Raw genomic sequence first — 22,982 nt, 5'->3', positions numbered from 1 at the left:
GCGTCGAATCAGACGCTGCCAATGAAGCAAGCCATCGCAATCACCGCAGCGCCCGAGGCGCCACATGGCCATCAGGCCCTATCCGCGTACATCACCGCTCGCTTTGACGAGTTCTCGCGGTCCCAGAAGGACGTAGCTCAGTACATCGTCGACCACCTGGACGAGGCCGCCTTCCAGACTGCCGAGGAGCTGGCGCGGCGGGCCAACACGTCCTCGAGCACGGTCGTCCGCTTCTCGCAGGCGCTCGGCTTTGAGGGTTTCCCGGAGCTGCAGCAGGCGGCCCGCGATGAGTATCGGCGGCGCCCGGCCGGAGGCGGCACGGAGCCGGTGGTGGCTGGCGGGCCGCTGTTCTCGCTCGATCACACCGAGTTCGAGTCCGCGCTGGCGGCAGACCACGTAAACGTCGAGGACACCGCGCACAAACTCTCGCGTGCGGACGTTGAGGCCGCGATCGACGCGATCGTCAGCGCCGAGAAGGTGGTGATCGCCGGCACCGACCAGATGGCCTTCTTCGCCAGCTATCTGCGCCACCTGCTGATGCTTTTGGACGTGCGTGCCGAGATCGTCGCCAGCCCGTCGCAGGAGGCGCTCGGACGCCTGTCACGGATCGACGAGCGGACGCTCGTCGTGGGCCTGTCGGCCGGCCGTCCGCACCCGCTGATCACACGCACCATGAAGCTTGCCCGCCACCGCCATGCGATGACCCTTGCGATCACCGACGCGACCCTCTCCGAGGTTGCGCGCCTGGCCAGGATCAGGCTCTACTACTCGTCCAACACGCCGGCGTTCGTGCGTTCGCACACCGCGCTGCTGTCGATCATCCAGGCGCTCGCCTACGGGGTCTACAGCCGCGACGCGCAGCAGTACGACGTCCGCATCAAGGCGTTTCGGCTCAAGTAGCTGCGTTTGTCGGCGGCCGGCGCTCGCTTGACGCTTGGGTCACCGGTGGCCCGCCGGCCCCGGATGTTGTGCCGATCTGGACAATCGCCGTCGGGTTACACTGGCGGGATGAGCACCAACGGCCACATCGCACGCGACGAATCCACATTCACCACCAAGGCCGGCCTTGCCGAGATGCTGAAGGGAGGCGTGATCATGGATGTGGTCACGCCCGAGCAGGCCCGGATCGCGGAGGCCGCCGGTGCAGCTGCGGTGATGGCGCTCGAACGCGTGCCCGCTGACATCCGCCGCGACGGCGGGGTTGCGCGCATGTCCGACCCCGAGATGATCAAGGGGATCCAGGAGGCCGTGAGCATCCCGGTGATGGCCAAGGCCCGCATCGGGCACTTTGCCGAAGCGCAGGTGCTCGAGGCGCTCGAGGTCGATTACATCGACGAGTCCGAGGTGCTGACACCGGCTGACACCGCCAACCACATCGACAAGTGGGCTTTCAAGGCACCATTCGTCTGCGGCGCCACCAACCTCGGGGAGGCGCTGCGGCGGATCGGCGAGGGTGCGGCGATGATCCGCTCCAAGGGCGAGGCGGGCACCGGCGACATCGTCAATGCTGTCACACACCTGCGCAAGATCCGCTCTGAGATCAGGTGGCTGACGGTGCTCGGGCCTGAGGAGCTGGCGAGCGCCGCCAAGGAGCTGCAGGCGCCGCTGCCACTGGTGCGGCAGGTGGCGGCCGATGGCAACCTGCCGGTGGTGCTCTTCTGTGCCGGCGGGATCGCCACCCCGGCTGACGCTTCGCTGGTGATGCAGCTGGGCGCGGAGGGCGTGTTCGTCGGCTCTGGCATCTTCAAGTCCTCAAACCCAGAGCAGCGCGCCCGCGCGATCGTTGAGGCGACCACGCACTACGCCGACCCCGAGCGGGTGGCGGCGGCGTCCACCGGCCTCGGCGCGGCCATGGAGAGCATCGAGACCTCGAAGCTCGGGGCCGAACAGCTGCTCTCGCCGCGCGGCTGGTGAGCACCGAGGCGTCCGCGCCGGCGCGGCTGGCTGCCGAGCCGCCGCTGGTTGGCGTGCTCGCCCTGCAGGGGGATTTCGAGGCGCACGAGCGGATGCTGGGGGCGATTGGGGTGCGCACTCGCCAGGTGCGTGTGCCGGCGGACCTGGATGGCCTGGACGCCCTCGTGCTGCCCGGCGGCGAATCCACCGTGATGAGCCTCGGGGTGGCGCGCGAGGGGCTTGCCGAGCCGCTGCGCGCGCTAGCTGCCGCTGGCCTGCCGATGTTCGGCACCTGCGCGGGGATGATCATGCTCGACCGCGAGCACCTGGGGATCCTCGACGTGGTGGCCGAGCGCAACGCCTTTGGTCGTCAGCTGCACTCCTTTGAGGCCTCCTTTGAGCTTGACGGTGTGCCCGGCGGTCCGGTGCATGCGATCTTCATCCGGGCCCCCTGGATCAGAGAGCACGGCCCCGCGGTGTCGGTGCTGGCGAGCGTCGACGGTCATCCGGTCGCCGTACGACAGGGCCTGGTGCTTGCACTCTCCTTCCATCCCGAGCTGACCGGGGAGGATCGGCTGCACCGCTTCTTTCTCTCACTGGCAGGACTCCTGCCCGAGCCCGCGAAGGAGGATTGATGCGGCCCGCACGCTCAACAGCTGTCGTTGTCGCGGTGGGCGCCGTCTCGCTGCTGGTCGCGGCGTGCGGCGGCAGCGCGACTGGCAGCCACCATGTCCACAGGCGGCCGGCCAAGCGCACGACCACGGTCGCGCAGCCGACCGCGACGACACCCACAACCGCGACCGGTCCGCTGACCAACACGGTGGCGACCGGGCCGGCGACCACGCCCACGGCGCTCAGCAACCCCTGCAGCGCCGCCGACCTGACACCGTCGCTGCTCGGCACCAACGGCGCCGCCGGCACCCTGGTGCTCGGCATCGCGCTCAAGAACACCGGCACGAAGGCATGTCAGACATACGGTTGGCCGGGGGTCGAGTTCCTGTCCTCGAGCGGGGCGGCGCTCCCCACCAACGCCACGCGCACCACGGCTGATGTCGTCGGCGCGACACCGGCCAACGTGCTCACACTTCAGCCCGGCGAGGAGGCGTCCTTCCGGATCGTCTCCAGTGACGTTGCGCCGGGTGGTGGCAGCTGCCCGACCGCGAGCGCCCTGCAGATCTACGCACCCAACGACACGGCCACGATGAAGGTGAAGCTGCCCGGTGTCGCCGCCTGCGGAAGCGCGACACTGTCGCCCATGTTGCCCGGATCCAGCGCGTTTGCAGGGCAGGGCGGTTCCGCTGGTCAGACGGGTGCGCAGACGACGAGCACTGCTCAGACCACGACCAGTGGCGGCAACGGGGTCTGAGGCGGCGGGCGCCTGTCTGGTCAGAGCGCCTCAAACATGCGCAGCCCGGCGGCCTCGACCTCACGGACGCTGCCGTCGCGCACCAGCAGGTCGAGGTGCCCGAGCGTTTCGCTGATCGTCAGGTAAGCCTGGGTGATCGCGACCTCACCCCACATGCGCTGGGCGATCGCGTGGGCGCTCAGCGGGCCGTCGGTCAGCAGGCCGAGGATCTGGCCTGCGCGGCGCCGCTGAGCGTTCAGGCGTGCATCGATCAGCGTGCGGTGATCGCGGATCGGTTCGCCGTGGCCGGTCAGCAGCAGGCTCACGGGCATCAGTCTGGTCGCGGCCAGAGACTCTGAGTAGGTGACCAGCGGCTGTGGCCGTGCCGTCTCGAGTGGCGCGTTCAGCGGACGGCCGACCAGCGCGTTTGAGGAAATGTGAGCCAGCAGGTGGTCGCCACCCAGCATCAGACCGCTGGGCTCGTGCAGGAAAACGATGTCGGATGGACTGTGGCCGGGGCGGTGGTGCACGCTGAACTCGCGGCCACCCATGCTCAGGCTCTCCCCATCCGCCAGCGCGATGGTGACGCTTCCCGGCGACCCGTAGGCGTACATCCCGGCGGCAAGGACACCCAGCAGGGCGGTCAGGTCCGCGGGCAGGCCGTGTTGTCGCATCACCGCCTGCGCGTAGGCGTCATCAGCGCGTGCGCTCGCGCGATAGTCGGCGAGCCAGTGGCGCAGCGGCCCGTAGGCCGCCAACTCGGCGTCCGAGCGGCGCACGAGGATCTCGACGATCCCCTCGTGGTCCATGTGCTGATGGGTGAGCACGATCAGCTCGAGGTCGCTGACCTGAAGGCGGAGCTCGGCAAGCGCGCGCTCGAGCACGTCCAGCGCGGCCGCGGAGCCGGGCCCTGTGTCAACGAGCGTGAGCGGGCTGCCGCGCAGCAGAAAGCAGTTGACCGCGCCGACCGCGAACGGCGTCGGCACCGGGATCCGGTGGACTCCCGGTGCCACTTCGCTGCTCAGTTGAGCAGTCACGCCCTGATCAGGGCGAGCACCTCGTCCCGCTTGGCTTCCATGTCGGCCTGCGAGACCAGTGATTCGAGGCAGAGGCGCAGGAGCGGTTCGGTGTTGGACGCGCGCACGTTGAAATGCCAGTCCGGGTAGTCCACCGAGATGCCGTCCAGGCGGCTCTGCTCGGCGTCGGCGTAGTGCTCGGCGATCTGCGCCATCTTGGCGTCGGCGTCGCTGACCTGCGAGTTGATCTCCCCGGAGATGAAGTAGCGCGAGCGCAACGGTTCGAGCAGCGCCGAGAGCTTGAGCCCCGAGCGTGAGAGCTCCTCGAGCATCAGCAGCGCCGGGATCGTGCCCGAGTCGGCACAGTAGAAGTCTTTGAAGTAGTAGTGCCCGGAGACCTCGCCACCGAAGATCCCGCCCTCCGCACGCATGCGCGATTTGAAGAATGCGTGGCCGACGCGGTTGATCAGCGCCGTGCCGCCCGCGGCCGTGACCATGTCTGCCACCGCGCGGCTGGCGCGAACGTCGTAGAGGATCGTCTCGCCCGGGTGCTTGCGCAGCATCGAGGTGGCAAGCAGCGCCGTGAGAAAGTCGCCGTCGACGAAGCGACCGCCGTCGTCGATGAAGAAGCAGCGGTCGGCGTCGCCGTCCCAGGCGATGCCCAGATCCGCGCCTTGCCGCAGGACCTCACCCATGATGAACGCGCGGTTCTCGGGCAGCAGCGGGTTGGGCTCGTGGTCGGGGAACTCGCCGTTGGGTTGCCAGTAGAAGGTGCTCAGCTGAAGGCCGAGCTGCTCGAGCAGCGGGCCCACCATCGGGCCGGCCATACCGTTACCGCCGTCCACCACGACCTTCAGCGGCCGCACCTGCTTGGGGTCGATGAAGCCGAGCACGTGCCGCTGGAACTCGCCTGAGATCTCGACCTGCTCGACGCTGCCGCCACCCGGCGGTGGGCCCAGCCCCGCGGCGGTGAGTTCGCGGATCTCGCGGATGCCCTCGTCGCCCGAGAGGGCGACCGCTCCGCGCCGGACGAGCTTCGCGCCCGTGTAGGCCTTGGGGTTGTGCGAGGCGGTGCACATCAGGCCGCCATCCAGGTCGCGAGAGCCGACCAGGAAGTAGAGCATCTCGGTGCCGATCTGGCCGGCGTCGATCACATGTGCGCCCTCGGCCGCCATGCCCTCGCCGTAGGCGGCCGCCATTGCCGGCGCGCTGAGGCGCATGTCACGCCCGAGCGCCAGGTTCAGTTGGCTGGTGGGGCGCTGCTCCATCGCGGCGATCACACGTGCGAAGGCGCGCCCGATCAGCCGCGCCCCTTCTTCGTCCAGGTCGCTGCCGTGGATGCCGCGGATGTCGTAGGCCTTGAAGATCGAGGGAGAGAGGTTCATCGCCCCTGATCCTATCCAGCGGACTGGTCGGCCATGCTCGCGGCTGTCCATCGGCGTCGCTGCGCCCGCCGCACCACCGCGCCGGAGGCCGGAAGCTCGCGCGAGGCTGAAAATGGACTCTGCGACGTAGACTAGATCCTCATGTCAGGGCATTCCAAATGGGCTTCCATCAAGCACAAGAAGGCGGTCGTCGACGCGCGTCGCGGCCAGCATTTCACCAAGCTCGCGCGGGCGATCACGGTCGCGGCCAAGGAGGGTGGCGGTGACCCCGCCGGCAACGCGGCACTGGCGCTCGCCGTGCAGAAGGCACGGGACGCCTCGATGCCGAAGGACAACATCGAGCGGGCCATCGTCAAGGGGACCGGGGCCGGCGCTGACGCCGAGAGCTGGGAGACCGTGCTCTACGAGGGCTACGGCCCGGGCGGCGTGGCGATGCTGATCGAGGCGCTCACCGACAACCGCAACCGCACGGCCGCGGACGTGCGCCACATCATGGGCAAGCACGGCGGGTCGCTCGGCGAGCCCGGGTCGGTCGCCTACCTGTTTGAAAAGCAGGGGGTGATCGTGGTTGATGGCGAGCGCTACGACGAGGACGATCTGATCGTCGCGATCGACGCCGGCGCGCAGGACATCGTGATGGACGACGATGTGTACGAGATCATCACTGCCCCCGGCGAGCTGGGCGTGGTCCAGGAGGCGCTGGTAGCCGCCGGCGTTGAGATCGAGGGCGCAGATGTGACGCAGCGCCCCAAGTCCCGGGTACCGCTCGCGGAGGAGGACGCGGCGAAACTTATGAAACTCATCGACGCGCTCGAGGAGTCCGATGACATCGGGGCTGTGCACGCCAACTACGACGTGGACGCCGATGTCCTTGAGCGGATCGCGGGGTGAGCGCGACGCGCCTGCGTCTCGCTCCCGCTACGCTCGCACCCCGATGAACTTCAAGTCGCTGACAGCGTTGATCGCAGCCGCGGGCATCGGCCTGGGCGTGTCGGCCTGCGGCTCGAGCAGCACGCGCGCCGCCGGCGTCATGCTCGCACCGAGCGGTGGGCCCACATCGACGACGCTCAAGGCGCCGCCCACCGCGGCCACCACGACGACGCCCACGGCGCTGACGGTGACGACCCCCAAGACCGGCCCGCTCTCCAAGGAGCCGGTGATCAAGGTTCCGTCCGGACCGCCGCCAAAGAAGCTGGAGATCCGCAACCTGATCACCGGCACCGGCGCAACCGCCAAGGACGGGGACACGGTCTACGTCAACTACGTCGGCGTCCTCTACAAGAACGGCAAGATCTTCGACGCCTCCTGGCGCGACACGCCCGGCAAGGCGATCTCCTTCCCGCTCAGCACCGGCTCGGTTATTCCTGGCTGGGTCAAGGGGCTTGTGGGCATGAAGGTGGGCGGCAGACGCGAACTGATCATCCCGCCGGCGCTCGCCTACGGCAAGGCAGGCAGCGGCTCGACGATCCCGCCGAACTCCACGCTGATCTTCGACGTCGACCTGCTCAAGGTCGTCAAGTAGCGCTCCGCCGGGCTGGGGTGCGGGCCAGCGCGGGGCCGGTCGTCCCGATTCTTTGTGAGCGCGACCACCAGATCCGGTGGTCAGGCTCACAGAGTTCGTCGCAGGTGGCTCGTGAGGTCCCGGTACATCCGCGCCGGCTCGCGGTGCAGCAGCGCCCAGTCGTAGCGGACCACCACGAGACCGTGCTCGCGCAGCGTGAGCTCGTTGCGCTTGTCGCGGCGCAGCTGCGCGGGGCTTGAGTGGTTGGCGACGCCGTCGAGTTCGACCACGAGCCGCGCCGCGGGCCAGTATGCGTCCACGAGCACCCCGTGGACACGCACGTTGACGCGCGGCAGCGGCACCTGGAAGCGCTCACACCACGCGAGGAAGTCCTCCTCCAGGCGACCGTTGGCGCGCGCGAGCAGCGGTTGGTGCTCGCGCAGTGCCCACCCCAGGTGGGCACTGCCGGGTATGCCCCTGCCGCAGAGGGCGTTGAGCGCCTCCACGTCCAGGATTCCACGGTAATCGAGGTTGGCAAGCGCCCTGCGCAACAGGCGGCTGTCTGCCACCGCCGCCAGGTCCAGCACGGTCTGGGTCACCGTGGTGACGGGAAGTCCGCGATGAAGCCTGCGATCGAGATGTCGGCGGGAGAAGACCTGGATGCCCGCTGGCCCCTGGATCTGGCGGGGCGTGCTGACCTGGACGACCCGCAGGGCGGCCGGGAAGTCGAGCAGGCCGTGCCACCAGGTCGCGGTGACGTGGCTGAGCATCGCCCCGGGGCCCGCGAACAGGATCGCTGCCAGCAGCGTCTGCTCGACGGTTCAGGTGTGGTGGGCGAACACGTAGACACGGCGTGCGGCGCGCAGCAGCACGCCCCGGCGCAGCCAGTTCTCACGCGTGCGGCGCGGGACGCCGATCGCCTGCAGCTGGGCGGCCGTCACGAGGCCGTGTTGTCCGGCTGCCAGCACCCCAGCGCGCTCGGCGGCCCCGTTTGGCGTGATGCTCACGGGCAACGGAGGCCTGAAACGGAGCGTATTGACCCCCCTTGGGAATCAGAGTCGTGCGCAGCTTGCGCGATCTTTCGTGGAGGCGTCCGACCGGGCGCGTTGAATAGGCGAACACATGATCGTCTTGGGAATCGATCCGGGAATCGCCAACACCGGCTATGGGGTGGTCGCCTCCAGCGGCTCCCGGCTGCGGGCGCTCGCCTTTGGCGTGATCGAAACCGCGGCGGAGCTTGCGCCGGAGGCGAGGCTCGCCGAGATTCATGCCGATGTGGGTCAGCTGATCGCCGGACACGGCGTCGAGGAGGTGGCGGTTGAGGACCTCTACTTCGGCGCCAACGTGGTCAGCGCGATGGCCGTCGGCCAGGCGCGCGGCGTCGTGATGCTGGCAGCCGGGCAGCATGGTGTGCCCGTTCAGGCGCACACGCCGCAGGCGGTCAAGTCGGCGGTCTGCGGCAGCGGCCGCGCCGGCAAGGACCAGGTGGCGCGCATGGTCGCGCGGCTGCTCGGGCTCTCAGCGCCACCGCGCCCCGACCATGCGGCCGATGCGCTGGCGGTGGCGCTCTGTGCGATCAACCGCGCGCCGCTGGCCTCTGCGATCGCGAAGGTGGGGGTCAGGGGGCCGGCGGTGGTGGCGCACGGGCGCGAAGGCGAGTTCCCGGCTGCCGAGGTGAGCTTGTGATGACGGCGGTGGGGTCGTGATCGCGCTGGTCAGTGGCGCCGTTGCGGTGCGCCGCTCCGACCACGTGATCATCGATTGCGGCGGTGTGGGCTACCGCCTGTCGGTCTCCTCGGAGACGCTCAGGCAGGTGCCGGCGGTCGGGCACCAGGTCGTGCTCCACACCCATCTGATCACTCGCGAGGACGCGCTGGTGCTCTACGGCTTTGCGACGGAGGAGGAGCGCGACCTCTTCCTGCTGCTCCTGGGCGTGCAGTCGGTCGGTCCCAAGCTGGCGCTCGAGGTGCTCTCCGGGGCGTCGGCACGCGAGCTGCGCAGCGCGATCGCGGCCGGCGACAGCGCCCGCTTCCAGGCGGTCAAGGGTGTCGGCAAGCGTACGGCTGAGCGGATCATCGTGGAGCTGCGCGAGAAGGTCGGGGCGACCGTGCCCGATCAGCTGCAGCGGACCAGCGTTCCCGACGAGCCACAGGCGATCGCGCGCGAAGGTCTCGTCGGGCTTGGCTACAGCCTGCAGGAGGCAGAGGCGCTGCTGGACGGCGTGGAGGGTGCAACGGCTGAGACGCTGATCGCCGAGGCGCTGCGGGCGGCGCGGCGATGACGATCCTGAGCGCCGAGGAGCTGCCCGAGGACGAGGTTGAGCGCTCGCTGCGCCCGCGGCGGCTTGCGGACTTCATCGGCCAGGAGACGCTCAAGGATCAGCTGGCGGTCGCGATCGCCGCCGCCGGCAGCCGTGGGGAGGCGCTGGATCACGTGCTGCTCGCCGGCCCGCCCGGTCTGGGCAAGACCTCGCTCGCGCAGATCGTCGCCGCCGAGCTTGAGGTCGCGTTCGTGCAAACCGCGGGCCCGGCGCTCGAGCGCAAGGGCGACATCGCCGCCTTCCTGACGGCGCTAGAGCCCCGCTCGGTCTTCTTCGTCGACGAGATCCACCGTCTGCCGCGGGCGCTTGAGGAGACGTTCTACCCGGCGATGGAGGATCGCTGCCTGCCGATCACCGTCGGTCAGGGCGCCGGCGCGCGGGTCGTGACGATCGACCTGCCACCGTTCACGCTGATCGGTGCGACCACCCGCACGGGGCTGCTCAGCACACCGCTGCGCGACCGCTTCGGCATCCACCATCGTCTCGACCACTACCAGCCGCAGGAGCTCGCACTGATCGTGCGGCGCTCGGCACGCCTGTTGGGCGTTGAGATCGAAACTGAGGGAGCGCTCGCCGTGGCTTCGCGCTCCCGCGGCACGCCGCGCGTCGCCAACCGGCTGCTGCGGCGGGTGCGCGACTATGCGCAGGTCCGCGGCAGTGGTGTGGTCACGGCTCAGGCTGCGGCGGAGGCGCTTGACCTGCTCGAGGTGGACGGGGTTGGCCTGGACCGGCTGGACCGCGAGATCCTGCGCACGATCTGTGAGAAGTTCGGTGGCGGGCCGGTCGGTCTCTCGACGCTGGCGGCGGCGATCGGCGAGGAGCAGGACACGCTCGAGGACGTCTATGAGCCCTATCTGATCCAGCTCGGCCTGATCGAACGCACGCCGCGCGGGCGTGCCGCGACCGTGCGGGCGTACGCCCACCTCGGGCTGGAGCCGCCGCGGGCCCAGCTGGGGCTGTTGTGACGGGCGCCGGGCGGCTTAGCTCTGTTGCTTCATGAGACTGACTATCCTGGGCGCCTGATGGCGCACGAGCACTACTTCATCTGCCCGCACTGCGGTAACCGTTCGATGGGCGTGGACCGCAAAAACGGCTTCCGGCAGGAGGACCGTGGCTGCGAGAAGTGCGGCTTTGCCTACCTGTTCGAGCTCCTGGATGACTACTACCCGGCGCCGGCGGCGGCGTTCTTCGCCTGTGACGCGGACGGGCGGATCGTCGACTGCGGGCGCGGATCCTTCGAACTGACGGGCCTGCGCACCGAGGCCGTCATCGGCCAGCCGATCGCCGAGGCGCTCGGGATCAGCTTCAGTGACGGCACCGATCACATCGCCACCGCGCTCGAGTGGGAGGTGCGTGTGAGCGGCAAAGAGCTCACGGTCAACGCAGGTCCCGAGCGGGCCCGTGCGGTGGCCGACCTCTTTCCCGCCTACGACGACGAGGAGGGCGGCCTGCTGGTGGTGCTCACGCCCTCAAACGGGCATTGACGCAGAGCCCTAACAGCGCCTGCGGCGATCCTCTTCTAGCATCAGGTTGCGAGCGATGACTGACCGCCAACGTCACGGACTGATTCTGCTGCTCGTGGCCGGGTTGATGGCCGCCTCCGTGGTGTTCATCGCCACGCAGAAGACGCGGCTTGGCCTGGACCTGAAGGGCGGTGTCGAGCTGACCTACAAGGCCACGCCGACAGCGCAGACGCCTGTCATCAACCAGTCCGCGATGACGCGGGCGGTGGCCGTGCTCAACAACCGCGTCAACCAGCTGGGCGTAACCCAGCCGCAGATCGCGACCGAGGGCAAGGACCTGATCAACGTGCAGCTGCCCGACGTGACCAACGTCGCGCAGGCCGAGGCGCTCGTCGGGAAGACCTCACAGCTGTACTTCTACGACTGGGAGGGCGACGTTCTGACCCCGAGCGGCCAGCCGGCCGCAAACGGGATTCTGAGCGGGAACTCCACGTCGCTCGCCCTCAGCCAGGGCAACGGGGCCAACATCGCGCCCGGCTCGGACAGCAGCATCGCGGGCGCGATGGGCTTCTATCAGGCGGTCAAGCTGGCCTCAAAGCAGCCGTTCTACGCCGATGCCAAGCAGACCTCGGGCTCCGGCAACCAGTATTTCCTGTTTGGCGCCCCGGGCAGCTCGGCGTGCAAGGCGTTTGCCGCCGTCACGGGCACCAAGGTTCAGCAGGGCGTGCACTGCCTGATCGCAGGGCCGGTCGGAGTGCCGGCGGGAACCCCGACCAAGAGCGCTGTGAAGTCGCTTGAATCGGGCCTGACGCCCGCCGAGGTCAACGGCACCCAGGTGCTGGAGGTCAAGCAGGGTACGCAGGTGCTGCAGGCGGTTCCCGCCAGCTACTCGCACTGGCCCAAGTACGGCTCGCCGAACGCCGGCTACTACGTGGTCCGCGACCGGGTCGCGCTCACCGGAAACCAGATCGCAAACCCGCTGGCGAGCACCACCCAGACCGGCTCGCCGGATGTCACCTTCGGCTTCAAGAGCGGCGGTGCAAACGCCTTCCAGAACGTGACCGGCAAGATCGCGCAGCGCGCGTCGCTCGAGAGCCCGCCCGGTCAGACGCTCAACCAGCACTTCGCGATCGCCCTGGACAACCAGCTGGTCAGCGTTCCATCGATCGACTACAAGCAGTTCCCGGACGGCATCCCGGCTTCCGGTGGCAGCGAGATCTACGGCGGCTTCACCACCACCACGGCCGACCAGCTCGCCACACAGCTGAGGCTCGGCGCGTTGCCGGTGAAGCTCGAGCAGATCTCCGAGCAGCAGGTTTCGGCCACGCTGGGCTCGCAGGCGCTCCATCAGGGCCTGATCGCCGGCGCGGTCGGTCTGGCGATCGTCGTGCTGCTGTTGATCGGATACTACCGCGTGCTCGGCGTGATCGCGGTTGCCGGTCTGATCGCCTACGGCCTCTACCTGTATGCGCTGATCAAGGTGATCCCGGTGACGATGACGCTCGCGGGCATCGCCGGTCTGATCCTCACGATCGGCGTCGCCGCGGATGCAAACGTCGTCATCTTCGAGCGCGTCAAGGAGGAGATCCGTGGCGGACGTTCGATCCGTCAGGGCATCATCACGGGCTATCGCAAGGGCATAACGGCGATCATCGACGCCAACGTGGTGACGGTGATGACGGCGTTCATCCTGTTCGTGCTGGCCACCTCCAACGTCAAGGGCTTTGCCTTCACGCTGGGCATCGGCACGTTCGTGTCGCTGTTCACCGCGGTGCTCGCCACCCAGGCGATCCTCACGACGATGGGCGATTCGCGCACCATCCAGAGCCCATCAGCGCTTGGTGCCGGCGGTAATAAACGCCACTGGCGCTTTGACTTCATGGGGGCCAGCCGCTACTTCTTCTCGATGTCGGGGATGATCCTGTTGATCGGTGCGCTGGCGATCGGTGGCCGCGGACTGAAGCTCGGGATCGACTTCACCGGCGGCACCCAGGTGTCCGTCGGACTGCTGCGCGCCGTGAGCGTGTCCAAGATCAAGGCTCTGGTGGCCAGCATCGGCGGTCACGACGTGACCGTGCAGGCCGTCAGCCATAGCAAGACGCTCGGCAACCACGGCTTCCAGATCGCGACCAAGTACCTCTCGCAGACCCGCTACGAGCACCTTCGCTCGCTGCTCTCCTCCCGCTACGGGATCCGTGGCGGCATCGCCGGCTTCAACGCCACCTCCGTTGGGCCGACCTTCGGCTCTACGGTGGCGCACAGCGCCGTGGTGGCGATCATCGTCTCGCTGGTCGTGATCTCGCTCTACGTCGCGCTGCGCTTCGAGTGGAAGTTCACGGTGCCGGTGCTGATCGCCCTGATGCACGACCTGCTGATCACCGCGGGCGTCTACGCGCTCGTCGGCAGGACCGTGACGGCCGACACGGTGGCGGCGCTTTTGACGATCCTCGGCTACTCGCTCTATGACACGATCATCGTCTTTGACCGTATCCGCGAGAACATCCCGCGGATGCCGCGTGCGGCCTTCTCGCAGGTTGTAAACCGCTCGATGTCCGAGGTGCTGACGCGGTCGCTGATCACGACCTCCTGCACGCTGCTGCCGGTCGTTGCGCTGCTGATCTTCGGCGGCGCCACACTGCAGGACTTCGCCTTCGCGCTGCTGGTCGGTGTCGCCTCCGGCGCCTATTCGTCGATCTTCATCGCCTCCCCGGTGCTGACGCACTGGAAGGAGCGCGAGCACACCTATAAGGCCCGGCGCCAACGGATCACCGCCGAGTTCGGCTATGTACCCGCGTACGCGGACGGCGGTGACGTCGACCCGACGCCGCGCCGCACGCGCCCGACCGCGCGGCTCACTCTCCCCGCCGAGGAGACGGTGTCGGCGGCCGAGTTCGAGCAGATGAAACGTGACCTCGGGCTCGACGAGGACCAGCAACCGCGTAGGCGTCCCTCGCGCTTGGCGGAGCATACGGCTCACACTTCGGAGGAGGACACGCCGCGCGCGCCACGTGCGCCGCGGGCGGCGGGCAGCACCCTGACCCCGCCGGCACCGCTTGGCACGCCGACCCCGCTGGGCGTGCCCCCGACGCCTGCGTCGTCGTCCGATCCGGACGGCGGATCCACGCCGCACGAGGACGCCGCGACCGACGATGGCCCACGCCCGTACGCGCCCGCCCCTGACCTGGCCGAGAACGACGGCGTCGTTGCCAAGCAGCCCGAACCGGGCGCGCCGAGGCGCGCCAAGCAGCGCAACCGTCGGCACGGGAGACCACGCTGATGGGGCTGCTCGCCTGGGCGATGATGGGGCTGGCCATCTGGCACTTCACGATCTGGCTGCCGGACCGTTACTGGGGCGGGATCGTCGGCGCCTTTCTCGGCGCGATCTTCGGCGCCGTGCTGGTCGGTTTGATCATCCACGGCTTCTCGATTCCCGGCCCGCACGGCACGCACCTGATCACCGCGATCGAGGGGGTGCCCGGGGCGCTGGTCGGCATCGGGCTGATCTACGCCGAGGGCAGCAGGCGCGAGCGCCTCGGCCAAGCCGAAGCCGAGCCAGTCCTGCGCTGAGTAGCCCGCCCCGCATCGACGCGAGCTGCTGATTCCGTCGGAGCGTGGGCCTAAGCTCGTCAGATGACCGCCCCGGCGCTCCTTGATCCCACCACCTCAGCGCTGCCTGGGGCGGAAGCCCAGCGTGCTGCCACGAGGATCGAGGTGCCCGGCTATGCGCTTGCCGACGCGCTCCGCCTCGAACGCGAGCTGGGCGTCAGCCAGGTGCTGGCACAGGTCCTGGTCAGACGAGGGTTCGCCGACCCCGCCGCCGCACGCGCCTTCCTGGCCGCCGACGAGCGCCACGATCCAGGCTGCTTTGAAGGGCTCGAGGTGGCTGTTGAGCTGGTAAACCGGCATCTGCGCGCCGGCTCGCGGATCGTGGTGCACGGTGACTACGACGTTGATGGTGTCTGCGCCACAGCGATCATGGTGAGAGCGCTCACGGCGCTGGGTGCCGACGTCGGCTGGTATCTGCCAAGCCGCCACGAGGACGGCTATGGCCTGGCTGCCGCCACCGTCAGCCGCCTGGCCAGCGCCGGCGTGGGGCTGCTGATCAGCGTCGATTGCGGTATCACCGCCGTGGAGGAGGTGGCGCTCGCGCGGGCCAGCGGCCTGGACGCGCTGGTCAGCGACCACCACACGCCCCGTGCCGACGGCGAGCTTCCCGACTGTCCAATCGTGCACCCACGTGTCTGCGGCTACCCGGCCACAGATCTGTGCGGCAGCGCCGTGGCCCACAAGCTAGCCCAGGCGCTGCAGGCGCCGAGCGTGGCCGAGGATGTCGAGCTCGTGGCGCTCGCGACGGTCGCTGACCTCGTGCCGCTGGTGGGCGAGAACCGCCGACTGGTGCGCGAGGGACTGGAGCAGATGGCTGGTACGCCACGACCGGGGCTGCGCGCGCTCATGCAGGTTTCGCGCACCGACCCCAGCGCGCTTGACGCCTCGTGTCTGGGCTTCCGGCTGGCGCCGCGGATCAACGCCGCGGGTCGCATGGGACGGGCCGACGGGGCTCTGGAGCTACTGCTCACCAGCGACCCGCAGCGCGCCGCGACGATCGCCGCCGAGCTCGACGGCGTAAACGCACAGCGCCGCGGCACCGAGGAGCGCATCAGCTGGGAGGCAGAGGCGATGGTGGCGCAGATGGGCGAGCGCGCTGCCTACGTACTGGCGGCCCCCGGCTGGCACGCTGGTGTGATCGGCATCGTGGCCTCCAGGATCGTCGAGCGCCACCACCGGCCCACGATCGTCCTCACACTCGACCGGGAGGATCCGCAGGCGCCCGCACACGGCTCCGGGCGCAGCATCCCCGGCTTCGATCTGCTGGCCGCGCTCGAGGCCACCGGGGCGCACCTGATCACTTTTGGCGGCCATCGCGCGGCCGCCGGCCTGACGATCGCCCCGGAGCAGATCGAGGACTTCGCAGAAGCCTTCGAGCGCCACGCCCAAAAGCTGCTCACCCCCGACCTGCTGGAGTCGGTCGAACGGGTGGATGCCGTGGTCAGCGCCGCTGAGATGACACTCGAGCTGGCCGACGAGCTGGGTAGTCTGGGCCCATTCGGCAACGGCAACCCGGCCGTCCGGCTCTACGTGCCGGCCGCCAGGTTCGAGGCCGTGCGGCGCATGGGGGAGCACGGCCAGCATCGGCGCTTTGATGTCGTCTGTGGCACGGCGCGCGCGAGCGCCGTCGCCTTCGGCTGCGAGGCGCCGCTGGCGGGCACCGACGGCGGGTTTGTCGACGCGAGCTTCAGGCTTGAGCGAAACGCCTGGCGTGGGGTGGTCGAGCCGCGGCTGCTGCTCGGCCGGGCGCTGCCGTGTGAGCCGCAGGCGGTGGCGGTGATCGGGCAGCCGGAGGACTACCTGGCGGCGGCGCTGAGTGAGCTCGATCAGATGCTGGATTCCGCGGCCAAGGGGTTCTCCGGCGATCAGCGCCAGACGATCGATCGCCGCGGCCGTCCCGTGCTGGCGACGATCGTCGACCTGCAGTCGGTGGCCGGGCCACAGCGGCCTGTGCTGGTCGTCTGCGCCGAGGTCTCTCGGCGCCTTGAGGGATTTGCCGGGCGCCGCGGCCGCTTTGCGCTGGTCAGCCACGCGAGCCTGGTCAAGGACCCGGCGCTGGCTGCCGATTTCGAGCACGTGGTTGTGATCGACCCGCCCACCTCGGCTGCGCAGGACGAGGCGACGCTCGCTGGGCGTGGCTACAGGTATCTGGCTTGGGGTGAGGCTGAGCTACGCTTTACAAGGCGGATGCACGAGCTGGAGTACGACCTGCGTACATCGCTTGTGCCCCTCTACCGGGCGCTGCGCGGCCGGGGGAGGGTCACCGGCGGGGAGTTCGAGCACCTGCTCCGAGGCGACGGTAAGCACGCCCGCACGGCAAGCCTGGCCGGGCGACTGCTGAGAGTCCTCACGGAGCTTGAGCTCGTCAGCCTCGACCGGGAACCGCCGGCACTGGAGCTGGTCGAGGCGAACCCAACCGCGCTCGATCGTTCCGCGGCCTACCGGACATACACCAAGATCAACGAGGACGGCCAGCGATTCCTGAACCGGTTACAAGCAGCAAGGCCAGCATGAGCCCGGCGGCCACGCCGGCCGTGGATGCTGTGCTCTGCGAGCCCGGCGCCGGCCTGCTGCAGGACCTCTTTGCGGTGGTCGAGGAGCACGCGGACGAGGCGGCGGTGGCCGTCGACCGCGAGCGCGTGCAGGAGGCGTTCATCTACGCCTGCGAGCACCACGCCAACCAACGGCGGCGATCGGGTGAGGAGTTCATCGTGCACCCGGTCAGCGTCGCCAAGATCTGCGCCGGCATGCGCCTGGACACGGAGACGCTCTGCGCCGCGCTGCTGCACGACACGGTCGAGGACACGCAGGCTTCGCTCGAGGACATCAACCGGCGCTTCGGCGCCGAGGTGGCCGGCCTGGTCGATGGCGTGACGAAGCTCACCGAGCTCACCTTCCAGTCCCGCGATGAGGCCCAGGCCGAGAACTACCGCAAGATGGTGGTGGCGATGGCCTCGGACATCCGGGTGATCCTGATCAAGCTCGCCGATCGCCTGCACAACATGCGCACGATCGACGCGATGCCCAAGCAGAAGCAGATTGACAAGGCGCGTGAGACGCTCGACATCTACGCCCCGATCGCCCACCGGCTCGGCATTCACGCGATCAAGTGGGAGCTCGAGGATCTCGCCTTCCAGACCCTCCATCCCCGCAAGTACAACGAGATCAAGATGCTCGTCGCCCAGCAACGCGACGACCGCGAACGCTACGTCAACGAGGCCGGGGCCTACCTGTCGCGCGAACTGGCGGAGCTCGGGATCGACGTCGAGATCGCAGGGCGCGCGAAGCACTTCTATTCGATCTACTCCAAGATGACCCGCAAGGGCCGTGAGTTCAACGAGATCTACGACCTCACGGCGATGCGCGTGATCGTCGGCTCGGTGAAGGACTGCTACGGCGCCGTGGGTGTTATCCACTCGCTGTGGAAGCCGCTGCCGGGCCGTTTCAAGGACTTCATCGCGATGCCGAAGTTCAACATGTACCAGTCGCTGCACACGACCGTGATCGGGCCTGAGGGCCGTCCGCTCGAGATCCAGATCCGCACCCGGGCGATGCACGACCTGGCGGAGTACGGGATCGCCGCTCACTGGATGTACAAGGAGGGCTCGACCCCGGCCGGCCGAACCCCCGGCAAGGCTGGCGGCGACGCGGCGCTGCGCGACCCCGAGGGCAAGCTCAAGTGGCTGCGGTCGCTGGTCGACTGGCAGAAGGACGTCTCCGACCCGCGGGAGTTCGTCGAGACGCTCAAGGTTGACCTGTTCGAGGACGACGTCTTCGTGTTCACGCCCAAGGGCGAGGTCAAGTCGCTGGCGGCGGGCGCGACGCCGCTTGACTTCGCCTACGAGATCCACACCGATGTCGGCCACCGCTGCGTCGGTGCAAAGGTCAACGGCAAGATCGTGCCGCTCTCCTACCAGCTGCGCTCCGGAGACATCGTGGAGGTGCTCACCTCGAAGCGTGAGCGCGGCCCCTCCCGCGACTGGCTGGCGCTCGTCAAGACCTCGCGTGCCCGCAACAAGATCAAGGCCTGGTACAAGGCGGAGAACCGTAAGGACGCCGAGCACTCCGGCCGTGAGCTTTTGCAGGAGCACCTGCGCAAGCAGGGGCTGCCGTCACAGAAAATCGTCTCCTCGCCCCTGATGGCGGAGGTGATCCGCGAGCTGGGCTTCCGCAAGGGCGATGACTTCTACATAGCCCTGGGGGCCGGCAAGGTTTCATCGCAGGCGGTGATCAACAAGCTGATGGCGCGGCTGAAGGCGGGGGAGGCCGCTGAGACGGTCCCGACCGCCGCCGCCGATCTGATGTCGTCGGGCCGTCGCCGCACGCGCTCGACGACCTCCTCCAACCGCTACGGGATCAACGTCGACGGGATCGACGAGGTGATGCTGCGCATGGCCAAGTGCTGCCACCCGGTGCCGGGGGACGAGATCGTTGGCTACATCTCGCTGGGGCGCGGGATCACCATCCACCGGGCGGATTGCCCGAACGTAGAGGTGCTGCGCAAGGATCCCGATCGCTTCACCCAGGTCTCCTGGGACGGTGACGCCGAGACCTCCTTCCAGGTCGAGATCGAGGTTCAGGGCTGGGATCGCCACCGTCTGTTGGAGGACATGTCGCGGACCTTCGCCGAGGCCGGTATCAACATCCTCGAAGCCCGCTGCACGGTCAACCACCCGATGATCCGCAACCAGTTCGTGGTCGAGGTTGGAGACACACGCACGCTGGACCAGGCGATCTCGCGCCTGCGCAACATCGACAATGTCTTTGACGCCTACCGACGAACCCCGGGCGCGGCCGGCTGACCGGCGCCTAGCGGCCGGCGGCGCGGGTCTGCCCTGAGCGGCGGATGCGCGCCAGAGCGCTGCTCGTGTAGGGCGCCTTGACCACCACCACCGCTTCGCCGGTGGCCATCGAGCCGATCCGGTCGGCGTCGATGCGCGTGCGCGTCACCAGCCGGTCACTCACCGAGGTGGCGCCCCGTGCTCCCCGGAGGCCGGGCCGGTGCTGGTAACTGCGCTCCCAGGCCTGCACGGTGCCGGTCAGTTCGGCCACCGCTCGCGCGGACTCCGGCACGTCCTGGCGGTGGGCGACCTTGAGCGCCGTGTTGCCGAGGATCTCCTCGCGCACAGCCGGTCCGGCGCGGTTCAAATCGGCCAGCTCCTGTGTCGCCAGCAGCACGCCGACACCCGCCTCGCGGCCGCGCACAAGCAGCGAAAGCACGTTGTCGGAGCGCAGCGCCGAGAACTCGTCGATCGCCACCAGCGCCTGACGGCGACCCGCCGGTGAGGTGGACAGGCGCGCGCCCGAGGCGGCGGTCAGGTCCGCCACGGCCAGCGTGCCGAGCATCGCCGCCAACCCCCCGTAGGTGCTCGAGTTGAGGCTGAAGAGCACGACCTCGCCGCCCTCCAGTGACGCGCGCAGGTCAAGCGTGCCGTCGGCCGTGCCGGGCTCGAGCAGCGGACCGGTGTGGGACTCGGTCAGCACCGCCAGGCGCGAGCCGAGGCCCCGCACCGCGCTCACCTGGTCGGAGGTGAGGCTGGCCACATACTCCTGCACGTGCGCCAGCCGCTGCGGACCGGCACGGCGCGCGAGCGCCGCCAGCCGCGCCGGGTTCATCAGCGTAACGACTCGCGCGAGCGTCAGCGTCCGGTCTGGCTCTGCCTCCTGCGCGGTCGTGATCGCGATCTGCAGGTAGCGCTCCGCCGCTCGCCGGTAGTGGGGCTCCGTGAAGCGCTCGGTGTCAAGCAACTTGTCCTTGAGCTCGGTGGCGTTGCCGTTGGCAAGCGGGTTCCAGTGCGTCCGCCCGTCCGGGGACCACTCCCGGAAGGGTCGGCCGGCCGCCTCGGCAGCGGCCCGCAACTCGGTGGCGAACGCCGGGCTGCCCTTCAGATCGATCGCGACGATGCCCCGTCCCTGCGCGATCTGGTCGCGCAACAACGTCAGCATCGTCGTGGTCTTGCCGGCGCCGGTGGCGCCGAGGATCAGCCCGTGCGCTGCGAGCGTGCGCTCGGGCACCTCCACCGGTCTGCCGTCGGCGTCGTGGCCGATCAGGATCATGCGCCCAGCGCGCAGCCGCTCCGTGCTACGGCGCTCGCGCTCCTGCATGCGCATCACCAGCCGCCAGACGCTGCGCAGGCCGAAGGCGACGAGGATCAGCGCGAGCGCCGCACCCGCTGGCAGCGTGGCCAGCGCCGCAGCCCCGGCGAGCGGCCACAGCAGGCTGCGGGCGAGCGGGCCGGGCGGTGGCGGTGGTGGGCGGTCAGGAAGCGCACTCATCGCGCGATCGCGCCCACCGACGCTCTGGAGGCGGTCACACGGTGAGGACGCGCGTGCCGGCGCCCCGATTGGGTGGCGGCGATGCTTGCGCCAGCGATGCCGTCAATGGCCAGCAGACGGATTTGCACGCGCTCGGCGATCTCGGCGCCTGCGGCTGCGCGCGCCACGCCGCGGGCGACCGTCTCGCTGCCCGCCACGTAGAGGATCCTGGTGATGCGTGCGTCGCTCGCGTAGGCCGACATGATCGCCGCCATGCGCGGCGCGCTCTTGGCGGTCAGCTCGAGCTCGACGGCAACGTGCCCGCCGCCGTGCAGCGCGACCAGCAGGTCGGGGTAGTGTCGGCGTGCGCGCCCGTCGGCGCCGAAGATCCCGACGCCGATACCGCCGGCGCGAGGCTCACCGCCGGCGCGAGGCTCGCCAGCGGCCGCCGGCGCGTCGTCGCGGCCCTGCAGCACGCGCTCTGAGAACAGCGCCCGCACCTTGCCGAAGCGGCCAGCTCGAGCCGCCAGCCACAGCCAGCCGACACCGACGTCGTGCCGGTACTCGGACAGGTTCAGGGCGGGAGGCCCCAGCCGTGAGCCGACCGCCGCCAGGCCGGCGGCGGTGATCATGGCCGCAGCCGGCAGCCTGTGGAAGATCCGCTCCACCCTCAGCAGTCGGGCGTCAGCCAGGGACCGGCAGCGCCGCATGGCGGTCGTCTCACCGACACCGAGCAGCACGGCGAGCTGGGGTACGGTCAGGAACCGGTGCTCGGCCAGCGGGCCGAGCAGCGAGAGCTCTGCCGAGGTCAACTGGGGCAGCGGGTTTTGCGGCATGCGCAATGGAGGCTGCGGCGCGCCTGAATCGACCCCCCCCAAGCCGAAGGTTTTCGGCGCTCTTTGCGGACTTCGTTTCCGGCGAGCCTGGCGTGGCGGCGGCGGTGAGCGAGCGGTGGGATCTCAGGCCAACACGCTGAGCGCCCCGGGAACCACCGAGAAGCGGTGCTCATGGCCTGAGCCGATGTAGTCCCCGTCAACCTGCAGCGGCAGCGGTCGGTCGTCCAGAGAGCGGACCCGCAGCCAGTGCTGGGCGGGGAACTCGGCGATGCGCCGGTGCGCGGCGACATGCGCGCGGGAGGACAGCGCCCGCCAGGCGATCGACGGGATGTCAAGGGGGTTTGTGCGTTCCAAGAGCAGGGCCGCGAGGTCGCCGCTGATAAGCGAAGCACCGCGCGCCATCTCGACTCCGCGGTCGCCGAAGTAGGTGTAGGGCGAAGCGTTCTGCACCAGCAGAGTCACTCCCCGGGGACGCCTGGCGACGCCCGCCTGCGGGTGCTCGAGCTCCGCCTCCAGTTGCGGTGGTGACACCAGGTAGCGTCGCGCGAACGTGCTGGTTGCCACCCAGGCGTAGTAGTACTCGCCGAGCCTTGCCTTCAAGCGTGGGTGCGCGTCCACGCGCCCGACGACATCGGCGTCCAGCCCGACGCCGGCGGAGAACAGGAAATAGCGCTCGCCCACCCGTCCGAGGTCAACCTCGCGCGTGCGCCAGTCGCGCGCCAGGGCCAGGAGATGCTCGGTCGCATCGATCACGTCCGGCGGTATGCCGAGCATTCGGCAGTAGACGTTCGCGCGGCCGCCCGGCAGGCAGGTGAGTGGTGTGCGGGTGCCGACGAGGCCGTTGGCGGCCTCGTTGGCGGTGCCGTCGCCACCGAAGGCCACGACTGCGTCATAACCCTCCTGGGCCGCCTCGCGGCACAGCTCCGTGGCATGGTCACGGCGTTCGGTGTCGACCGCATCGACCACGTAGCTGCCGCGCAGCGCCGAGATCACCAGGTGCCGCAGCCGGTCTGAGAAGCTCGAGGCGAACGGGTTGGCGATCATCAGCAGCCGCCGGCGTGGCTGCTGGACTCCCTCCGACCCTGGGTCGGCGACGGATATGAGGTCAAAGTCGATCGCGCTCACCAGAGAGCCAGTGTCGCAAACCGGCACGCGCCGAGCCATCGTGCCGACGGGCCGATCGACCCGTGTGGGCGGGCTTCTCGCTTTGGGTCTGTCTGGCGATCATGTAGCATTTGAGCCACATAGCAGTACGCATCCAGAGGGGTGGAGGGAAATGGCCCTACGAAGCCCCGGCAACCGACCGCAAGGAAACGGTGCCAATTCCATCAGGCTCCAACGACAAGCCTGGGAGATGTGGGT

Annotated in this window: 21 protein-coding genes and 1 riboswitch; of the genes, 14 read left to right on the top strand and 7 right to left on the bottom strand. The window is 69.2% G+C overall.

Going from position 1 to position 22,982, the window contains the following annotated elements; translation table 11 throughout:
* The first annotated feature begins 21 nt into the window (after nucleotides 1-21).
* The 4 genes from M3M54_RS04995 (at nucleotide 22) to M3M54_RS04980 (ending at nucleotide 3,259) form a co-directional block, all read left to right on the top strand.
* Entirely contained in the window at nucleotides 22-900 is an 879-nt protein-coding gene (locus M3M54_RS04995) for a MurR/RpiR family transcriptional regulator (protein WP_249021087.1), read from the top strand.
* Nucleotides 901-1,008: 108 nt separating this feature from the next.
* Nucleotides 1,009-1,914: a pyridoxal 5'-phosphate synthase lyase subunit PdxS gene (pdxS, locus tag M3M54_RS04990; RefSeq protein ID WP_249021086.1), complete on the top strand. Its 906-nt coding sequence runs from the start codon at nucleotides 1,009-1,011 to the stop codon at nucleotides 1,912-1,914.
* Nucleotides 1,911-2,528, top strand: a complete 618-nt coding sequence (pdxT, locus tag M3M54_RS04985) for a pyridoxal 5'-phosphate synthase glutaminase subunit PdxT (protein WP_249021085.1) — start codon at nucleotides 1,911-1,913, stop codon at nucleotides 2,526-2,528. Before pdxS ends, pdxT begins: the two co-directional genes overlap by 4 nt.
* Nucleotides 2,528-3,259 carry a DUF4232 domain-containing protein gene (locus M3M54_RS04980; RefSeq protein ID WP_249021084.1) on the top strand — a complete coding sequence of 244 codons (732 nt, stop codon included), beginning with the start codon at nucleotides 2,528-2,530 and terminating at the stop codon, nucleotides 3,257-3,259. The genes pdxT and M3M54_RS04980 overlap by 1 nt, the downstream gene beginning before the upstream one ends.
* Nucleotides 3,260-3,279: 20 nt before the next feature.
* Here the strand turns inward: M3M54_RS04980 and M3M54_RS04975 are convergent, their stop codons facing one another.
* A complete protein-coding gene (locus M3M54_RS04975; RefSeq protein WP_249021083.1) occupies nucleotides 3,280-4,275 on the bottom strand; it encodes an MBL fold metallo-hydrolase in 996 nt (331 codons plus the stop codon).
* Entirely contained in the window at nucleotides 4,272-5,639 is a 1,368-nt protein-coding gene (locus M3M54_RS04970) for a phosphomannomutase/phosphoglucomutase (protein WP_249021082.1), read from the bottom strand. Before M3M54_RS04970 ends, M3M54_RS04975 begins: the two co-directional genes overlap by 4 nt.
* Nucleotides 5,640-5,780: 141 nt before the next feature.
* Here M3M54_RS04970 and M3M54_RS04965 point away from each other — a divergent pair, with 141 nt between their 5' ends.
* Together M3M54_RS04965 and M3M54_RS04960 are read left to right on the top strand one after the other, a co-directional pair.
* The gene (locus M3M54_RS04965) at nucleotides 5,781-6,530 is read left to right on the top strand and encodes a YebC/PmpR family DNA-binding transcriptional regulator (protein WP_249021081.1); all 750 of its coding nucleotides are present in this window, start codon (nucleotides 5,781-5,783) and stop codon (nucleotides 6,528-6,530) included.
* Nucleotides 6,531-6,573: 43 nt separating this feature from the next.
* Nucleotides 6,574-7,161: an FKBP-type peptidyl-prolyl cis-trans isomerase gene (locus tag M3M54_RS04960; protein ID WP_249021080.1), complete on the top strand. Its 588-nt coding sequence runs from the start codon at nucleotides 6,574-6,576 to the stop codon at nucleotides 7,159-7,161.
* 86 nt (nucleotides 7,162-7,247) lie between these two features.
* Here M3M54_RS04960 and M3M54_RS04955 read toward each other — a convergent pair whose 3' ends face one another.
* Both M3M54_RS04955 and M3M54_RS04950 read right to left on the bottom strand, forming a co-directional pair.
* Nucleotides 7,248-7,910, bottom strand: a complete 663-nt coding sequence (locus tag M3M54_RS04955) for an endonuclease domain-containing protein (RefSeq protein ID WP_249021079.1) — start codon at nucleotides 7,908-7,910, stop codon at nucleotides 7,248-7,250.
* Between the two features lie 51 nt (nucleotides 7,911-7,961).
* Nucleotides 7,962-8,147, bottom strand: a complete 186-nt coding sequence (locus tag M3M54_RS04950) for a type IV toxin-antitoxin system AbiEi family antitoxin domain-containing protein (protein WP_249021078.1) — start codon at nucleotides 8,145-8,147, stop codon at nucleotides 7,962-7,964.
* A gap of 115 nt (nucleotides 8,148-8,262) precedes the next feature.
* Here M3M54_RS04950 and ruvC point away from each other — a divergent pair, with 115 nt between their 5' ends.
* The 8 genes from ruvC to M3M54_RS04910 all read left to right on the top strand — a co-directional run bounded on the left by ruvC (nucleotide 8,263) and on the right by M3M54_RS04910 (nucleotide 19,331).
* Complete coding sequence (gene ruvC / locus M3M54_RS04945) at nucleotides 8,263-8,826, top strand: crossover junction endodeoxyribonuclease RuvC (RefSeq protein ID WP_249021077.1); 564 nt, start codon at nucleotides 8,263-8,265, stop codon at nucleotides 8,824-8,826.
* A 16-nt stretch (nucleotides 8,827-8,842) separates the two neighbouring features.
* Nucleotides 8,843-9,421 carry a Holliday junction branch migration protein RuvA gene (gene ruvA / locus M3M54_RS04940; protein WP_249021076.1) on the top strand — a complete coding sequence of 193 codons (579 nt, stop codon included), beginning with the start codon at nucleotides 8,843-8,845 and terminating at the stop codon, nucleotides 9,419-9,421.
* On the top strand, nucleotides 9,418-10,425 hold the full coding sequence (gene ruvB, locus M3M54_RS04935) for a Holliday junction branch migration DNA helicase RuvB (RefSeq protein WP_249021075.1): 1,008 nt from the start codon (nucleotides 9,418-9,420) through the stop codon (nucleotides 10,423-10,425). The genes ruvA and ruvB overlap by 4 nt, the downstream gene beginning before the upstream one ends.
* Nucleotides 10,426-10,482: 57 nt before the next feature.
* Complete coding sequence (locus tag M3M54_RS04930) at nucleotides 10,483-10,944, top strand: hypothetical protein (protein ID WP_249021074.1); 462 nt, start codon at nucleotides 10,483-10,485, stop codon at nucleotides 10,942-10,944.
* 55 nt (nucleotides 10,945-10,999) lie between these two features.
* Nucleotides 11,000-14,200 carry a protein translocase subunit SecD gene (gene secD / locus M3M54_RS04925; RefSeq protein WP_249021073.1) on the top strand — a complete coding sequence of 1,067 codons (3,201 nt, stop codon included), beginning with the start codon at nucleotides 11,000-11,002 and terminating at the stop codon, nucleotides 14,198-14,200.
* On the top strand, nucleotides 14,200-14,490 hold the full coding sequence (locus M3M54_RS04920; RefSeq protein ID WP_249021072.1) for a hypothetical protein: 291 nt from the start codon (nucleotides 14,200-14,202) through the stop codon (nucleotides 14,488-14,490). Before secD ends, M3M54_RS04920 begins: the two co-directional genes overlap by 1 nt.
* Nucleotides 14,491-14,553: 63 nt before the next feature.
* Nucleotides 14,554-17,043, top strand: coding sequence for a single-stranded-DNA-specific exonuclease RecJ (recJ, locus tag M3M54_RS04915; RefSeq protein ID WP_249021071.1), 2,490 nt, complete (start codon nucleotides 14,554-14,556; stop codon nucleotides 17,041-17,043).
* Nucleotides 17,040-19,331, top strand: a complete 2,292-nt coding sequence (locus M3M54_RS04910) for a bifunctional (p)ppGpp synthetase/guanosine-3',5'-bis(diphosphate) 3'-pyrophosphohydrolase (RefSeq protein WP_249021070.1) — start codon at nucleotides 17,040-17,042, stop codon at nucleotides 19,329-19,331. The genes recJ and M3M54_RS04910 overlap by 4 nt, the downstream gene beginning before the upstream one ends.
* 7 nt (nucleotides 19,332-19,338) lie before the next feature.
* On the opposite strand, the gene M3M54_RS04905 is transcribed toward M3M54_RS04910, so the two are convergent.
* From M3M54_RS04905 to M3M54_RS04895, 3 genes are all read right to left on the bottom strand, one after another.
* The gene (locus M3M54_RS04905) at nucleotides 19,339-20,805 is read right to left on the bottom strand and encodes a type IV secretory system conjugative DNA transfer family protein (RefSeq protein ID WP_249021069.1); all 1,467 of its coding nucleotides are present in this window, start codon (nucleotides 20,803-20,805) and stop codon (nucleotides 19,339-19,341) included.
* Nucleotides 20,802-21,620, bottom strand: coding sequence for a hypothetical protein (locus tag M3M54_RS04900; protein ID WP_249021068.1), 819 nt, complete (start codon nucleotides 21,618-21,620; stop codon nucleotides 20,802-20,804). The genes M3M54_RS04905 and M3M54_RS04900 overlap by 4 nt, the downstream gene beginning before the upstream one ends.
* Nucleotides 21,621-21,743: 123 nt before the next feature.
* Entirely contained in the window at nucleotides 21,744-22,745 is a 1,002-nt protein-coding gene (locus tag M3M54_RS04895) for a diacylglycerol kinase family protein (protein ID WP_249021067.1), read from the bottom strand.
* 126 nt (nucleotides 22,746-22,871) lie between these two features.
* Nucleotides 22,872-22,981: riboswitch (SAM riboswitch) on the top strand.
* Nucleotide 22,982 lies beyond the last annotated feature (1 nt).

Source organism: Conexibacter sp. S30A1 (assembly GCF_023330665.1).
Lineage (GTDB): Bacteria > Actinomycetota > Thermoleophilia > Solirubrobacterales > Solirubrobacteraceae > Palsa-465.
This window is presented reverse-complemented; position numbering and strand designations above follow the sequence as displayed.

Coding starts and splice junctions, on each gene's coding strand:
- M3M54_RS04905 (WP_249021069.1), bottom strand. CDS start 20,805: ATGAGTGCGCTTCCTGACCGCCCACCACCGCCACCGCCCGGCCCGCTC.
- M3M54_RS04970 (WP_249021082.1), bottom strand. CDS start 5,639: ATGAACCTCTCTCCCTCGATCTTCAAGGCCTACGACATCCGCGGCATC.
- secD (WP_249021073.1), top strand. CDS start 11,000: ATGACTGACCGCCAACGTCACGGACTGATTCTGCTGCTCGTGGCCGGG.
- M3M54_RS04900 (WP_249021068.1), bottom strand. CDS start 21,620: ATGCCGCAAAACCCGCTGCCCCAGTTGACCTCGGCAGAGCTCTCGCTG.
- M3M54_RS04920 (WP_249021072.1), top strand. CDS start 14,200: ATGGGGCTGCTCGCCTGGGCGATGATGGGGCTGGCCATCTGGCACTTC.
- M3M54_RS04995 (WP_249021087.1), top strand. CDS start 22: ATGAAGCAAGCCATCGCAATCACCGCAGCGCCCGAGGCGCCACATGGC.
- ruvC (WP_249021077.1), top strand. CDS start 8,263: ATGATCGTCTTGGGAATCGATCCGGGAATCGCCAACACCGGCTATGGG.
- M3M54_RS04955 (WP_249021079.1), bottom strand. CDS start 7,910: ATGCTCAGCCACGTCACCGCGACCTGGTGGCACGGCCTGCTCGACTTC.
- M3M54_RS04910 (WP_249021070.1), top strand. CDS start 17,040: ATGAGCCCGGCGGCCACGCCGGCCGTGGATGCTGTGCTCTGCGAGCCC.
- ruvB (WP_249021075.1), top strand. CDS start 9,418: ATGACGATCCTGAGCGCCGAGGAGCTGCCCGAGGACGAGGTTGAGCGC.
- M3M54_RS04965 (WP_249021081.1), top strand. CDS start 5,781: ATGTCAGGGCATTCCAAATGGGCTTCCATCAAGCACAAGAAGGCGGTC.
- recJ (WP_249021071.1), top strand. CDS start 14,554: ATGACCGCCCCGGCGCTCCTTGATCCCACCACCTCAGCGCTGCCTGGG.
- M3M54_RS04980 (WP_249021084.1), top strand. CDS start 2,528: ATGCGGCCCGCACGCTCAACAGCTGTCGTTGTCGCGGTGGGCGCCGTC.
- pdxS (WP_249021086.1), top strand. CDS start 1,009: ATGAGCACCAACGGCCACATCGCACGCGACGAATCCACATTCACCACC.
- M3M54_RS04960 (WP_249021080.1), top strand. CDS start 6,574: ATGAACTTCAAGTCGCTGACAGCGTTGATCGCAGCCGCGGGCATCGGC.
- M3M54_RS04930 (WP_249021074.1), top strand. CDS start 10,483: ATGGCGCACGAGCACTACTTCATCTGCCCGCACTGCGGTAACCGTTCG.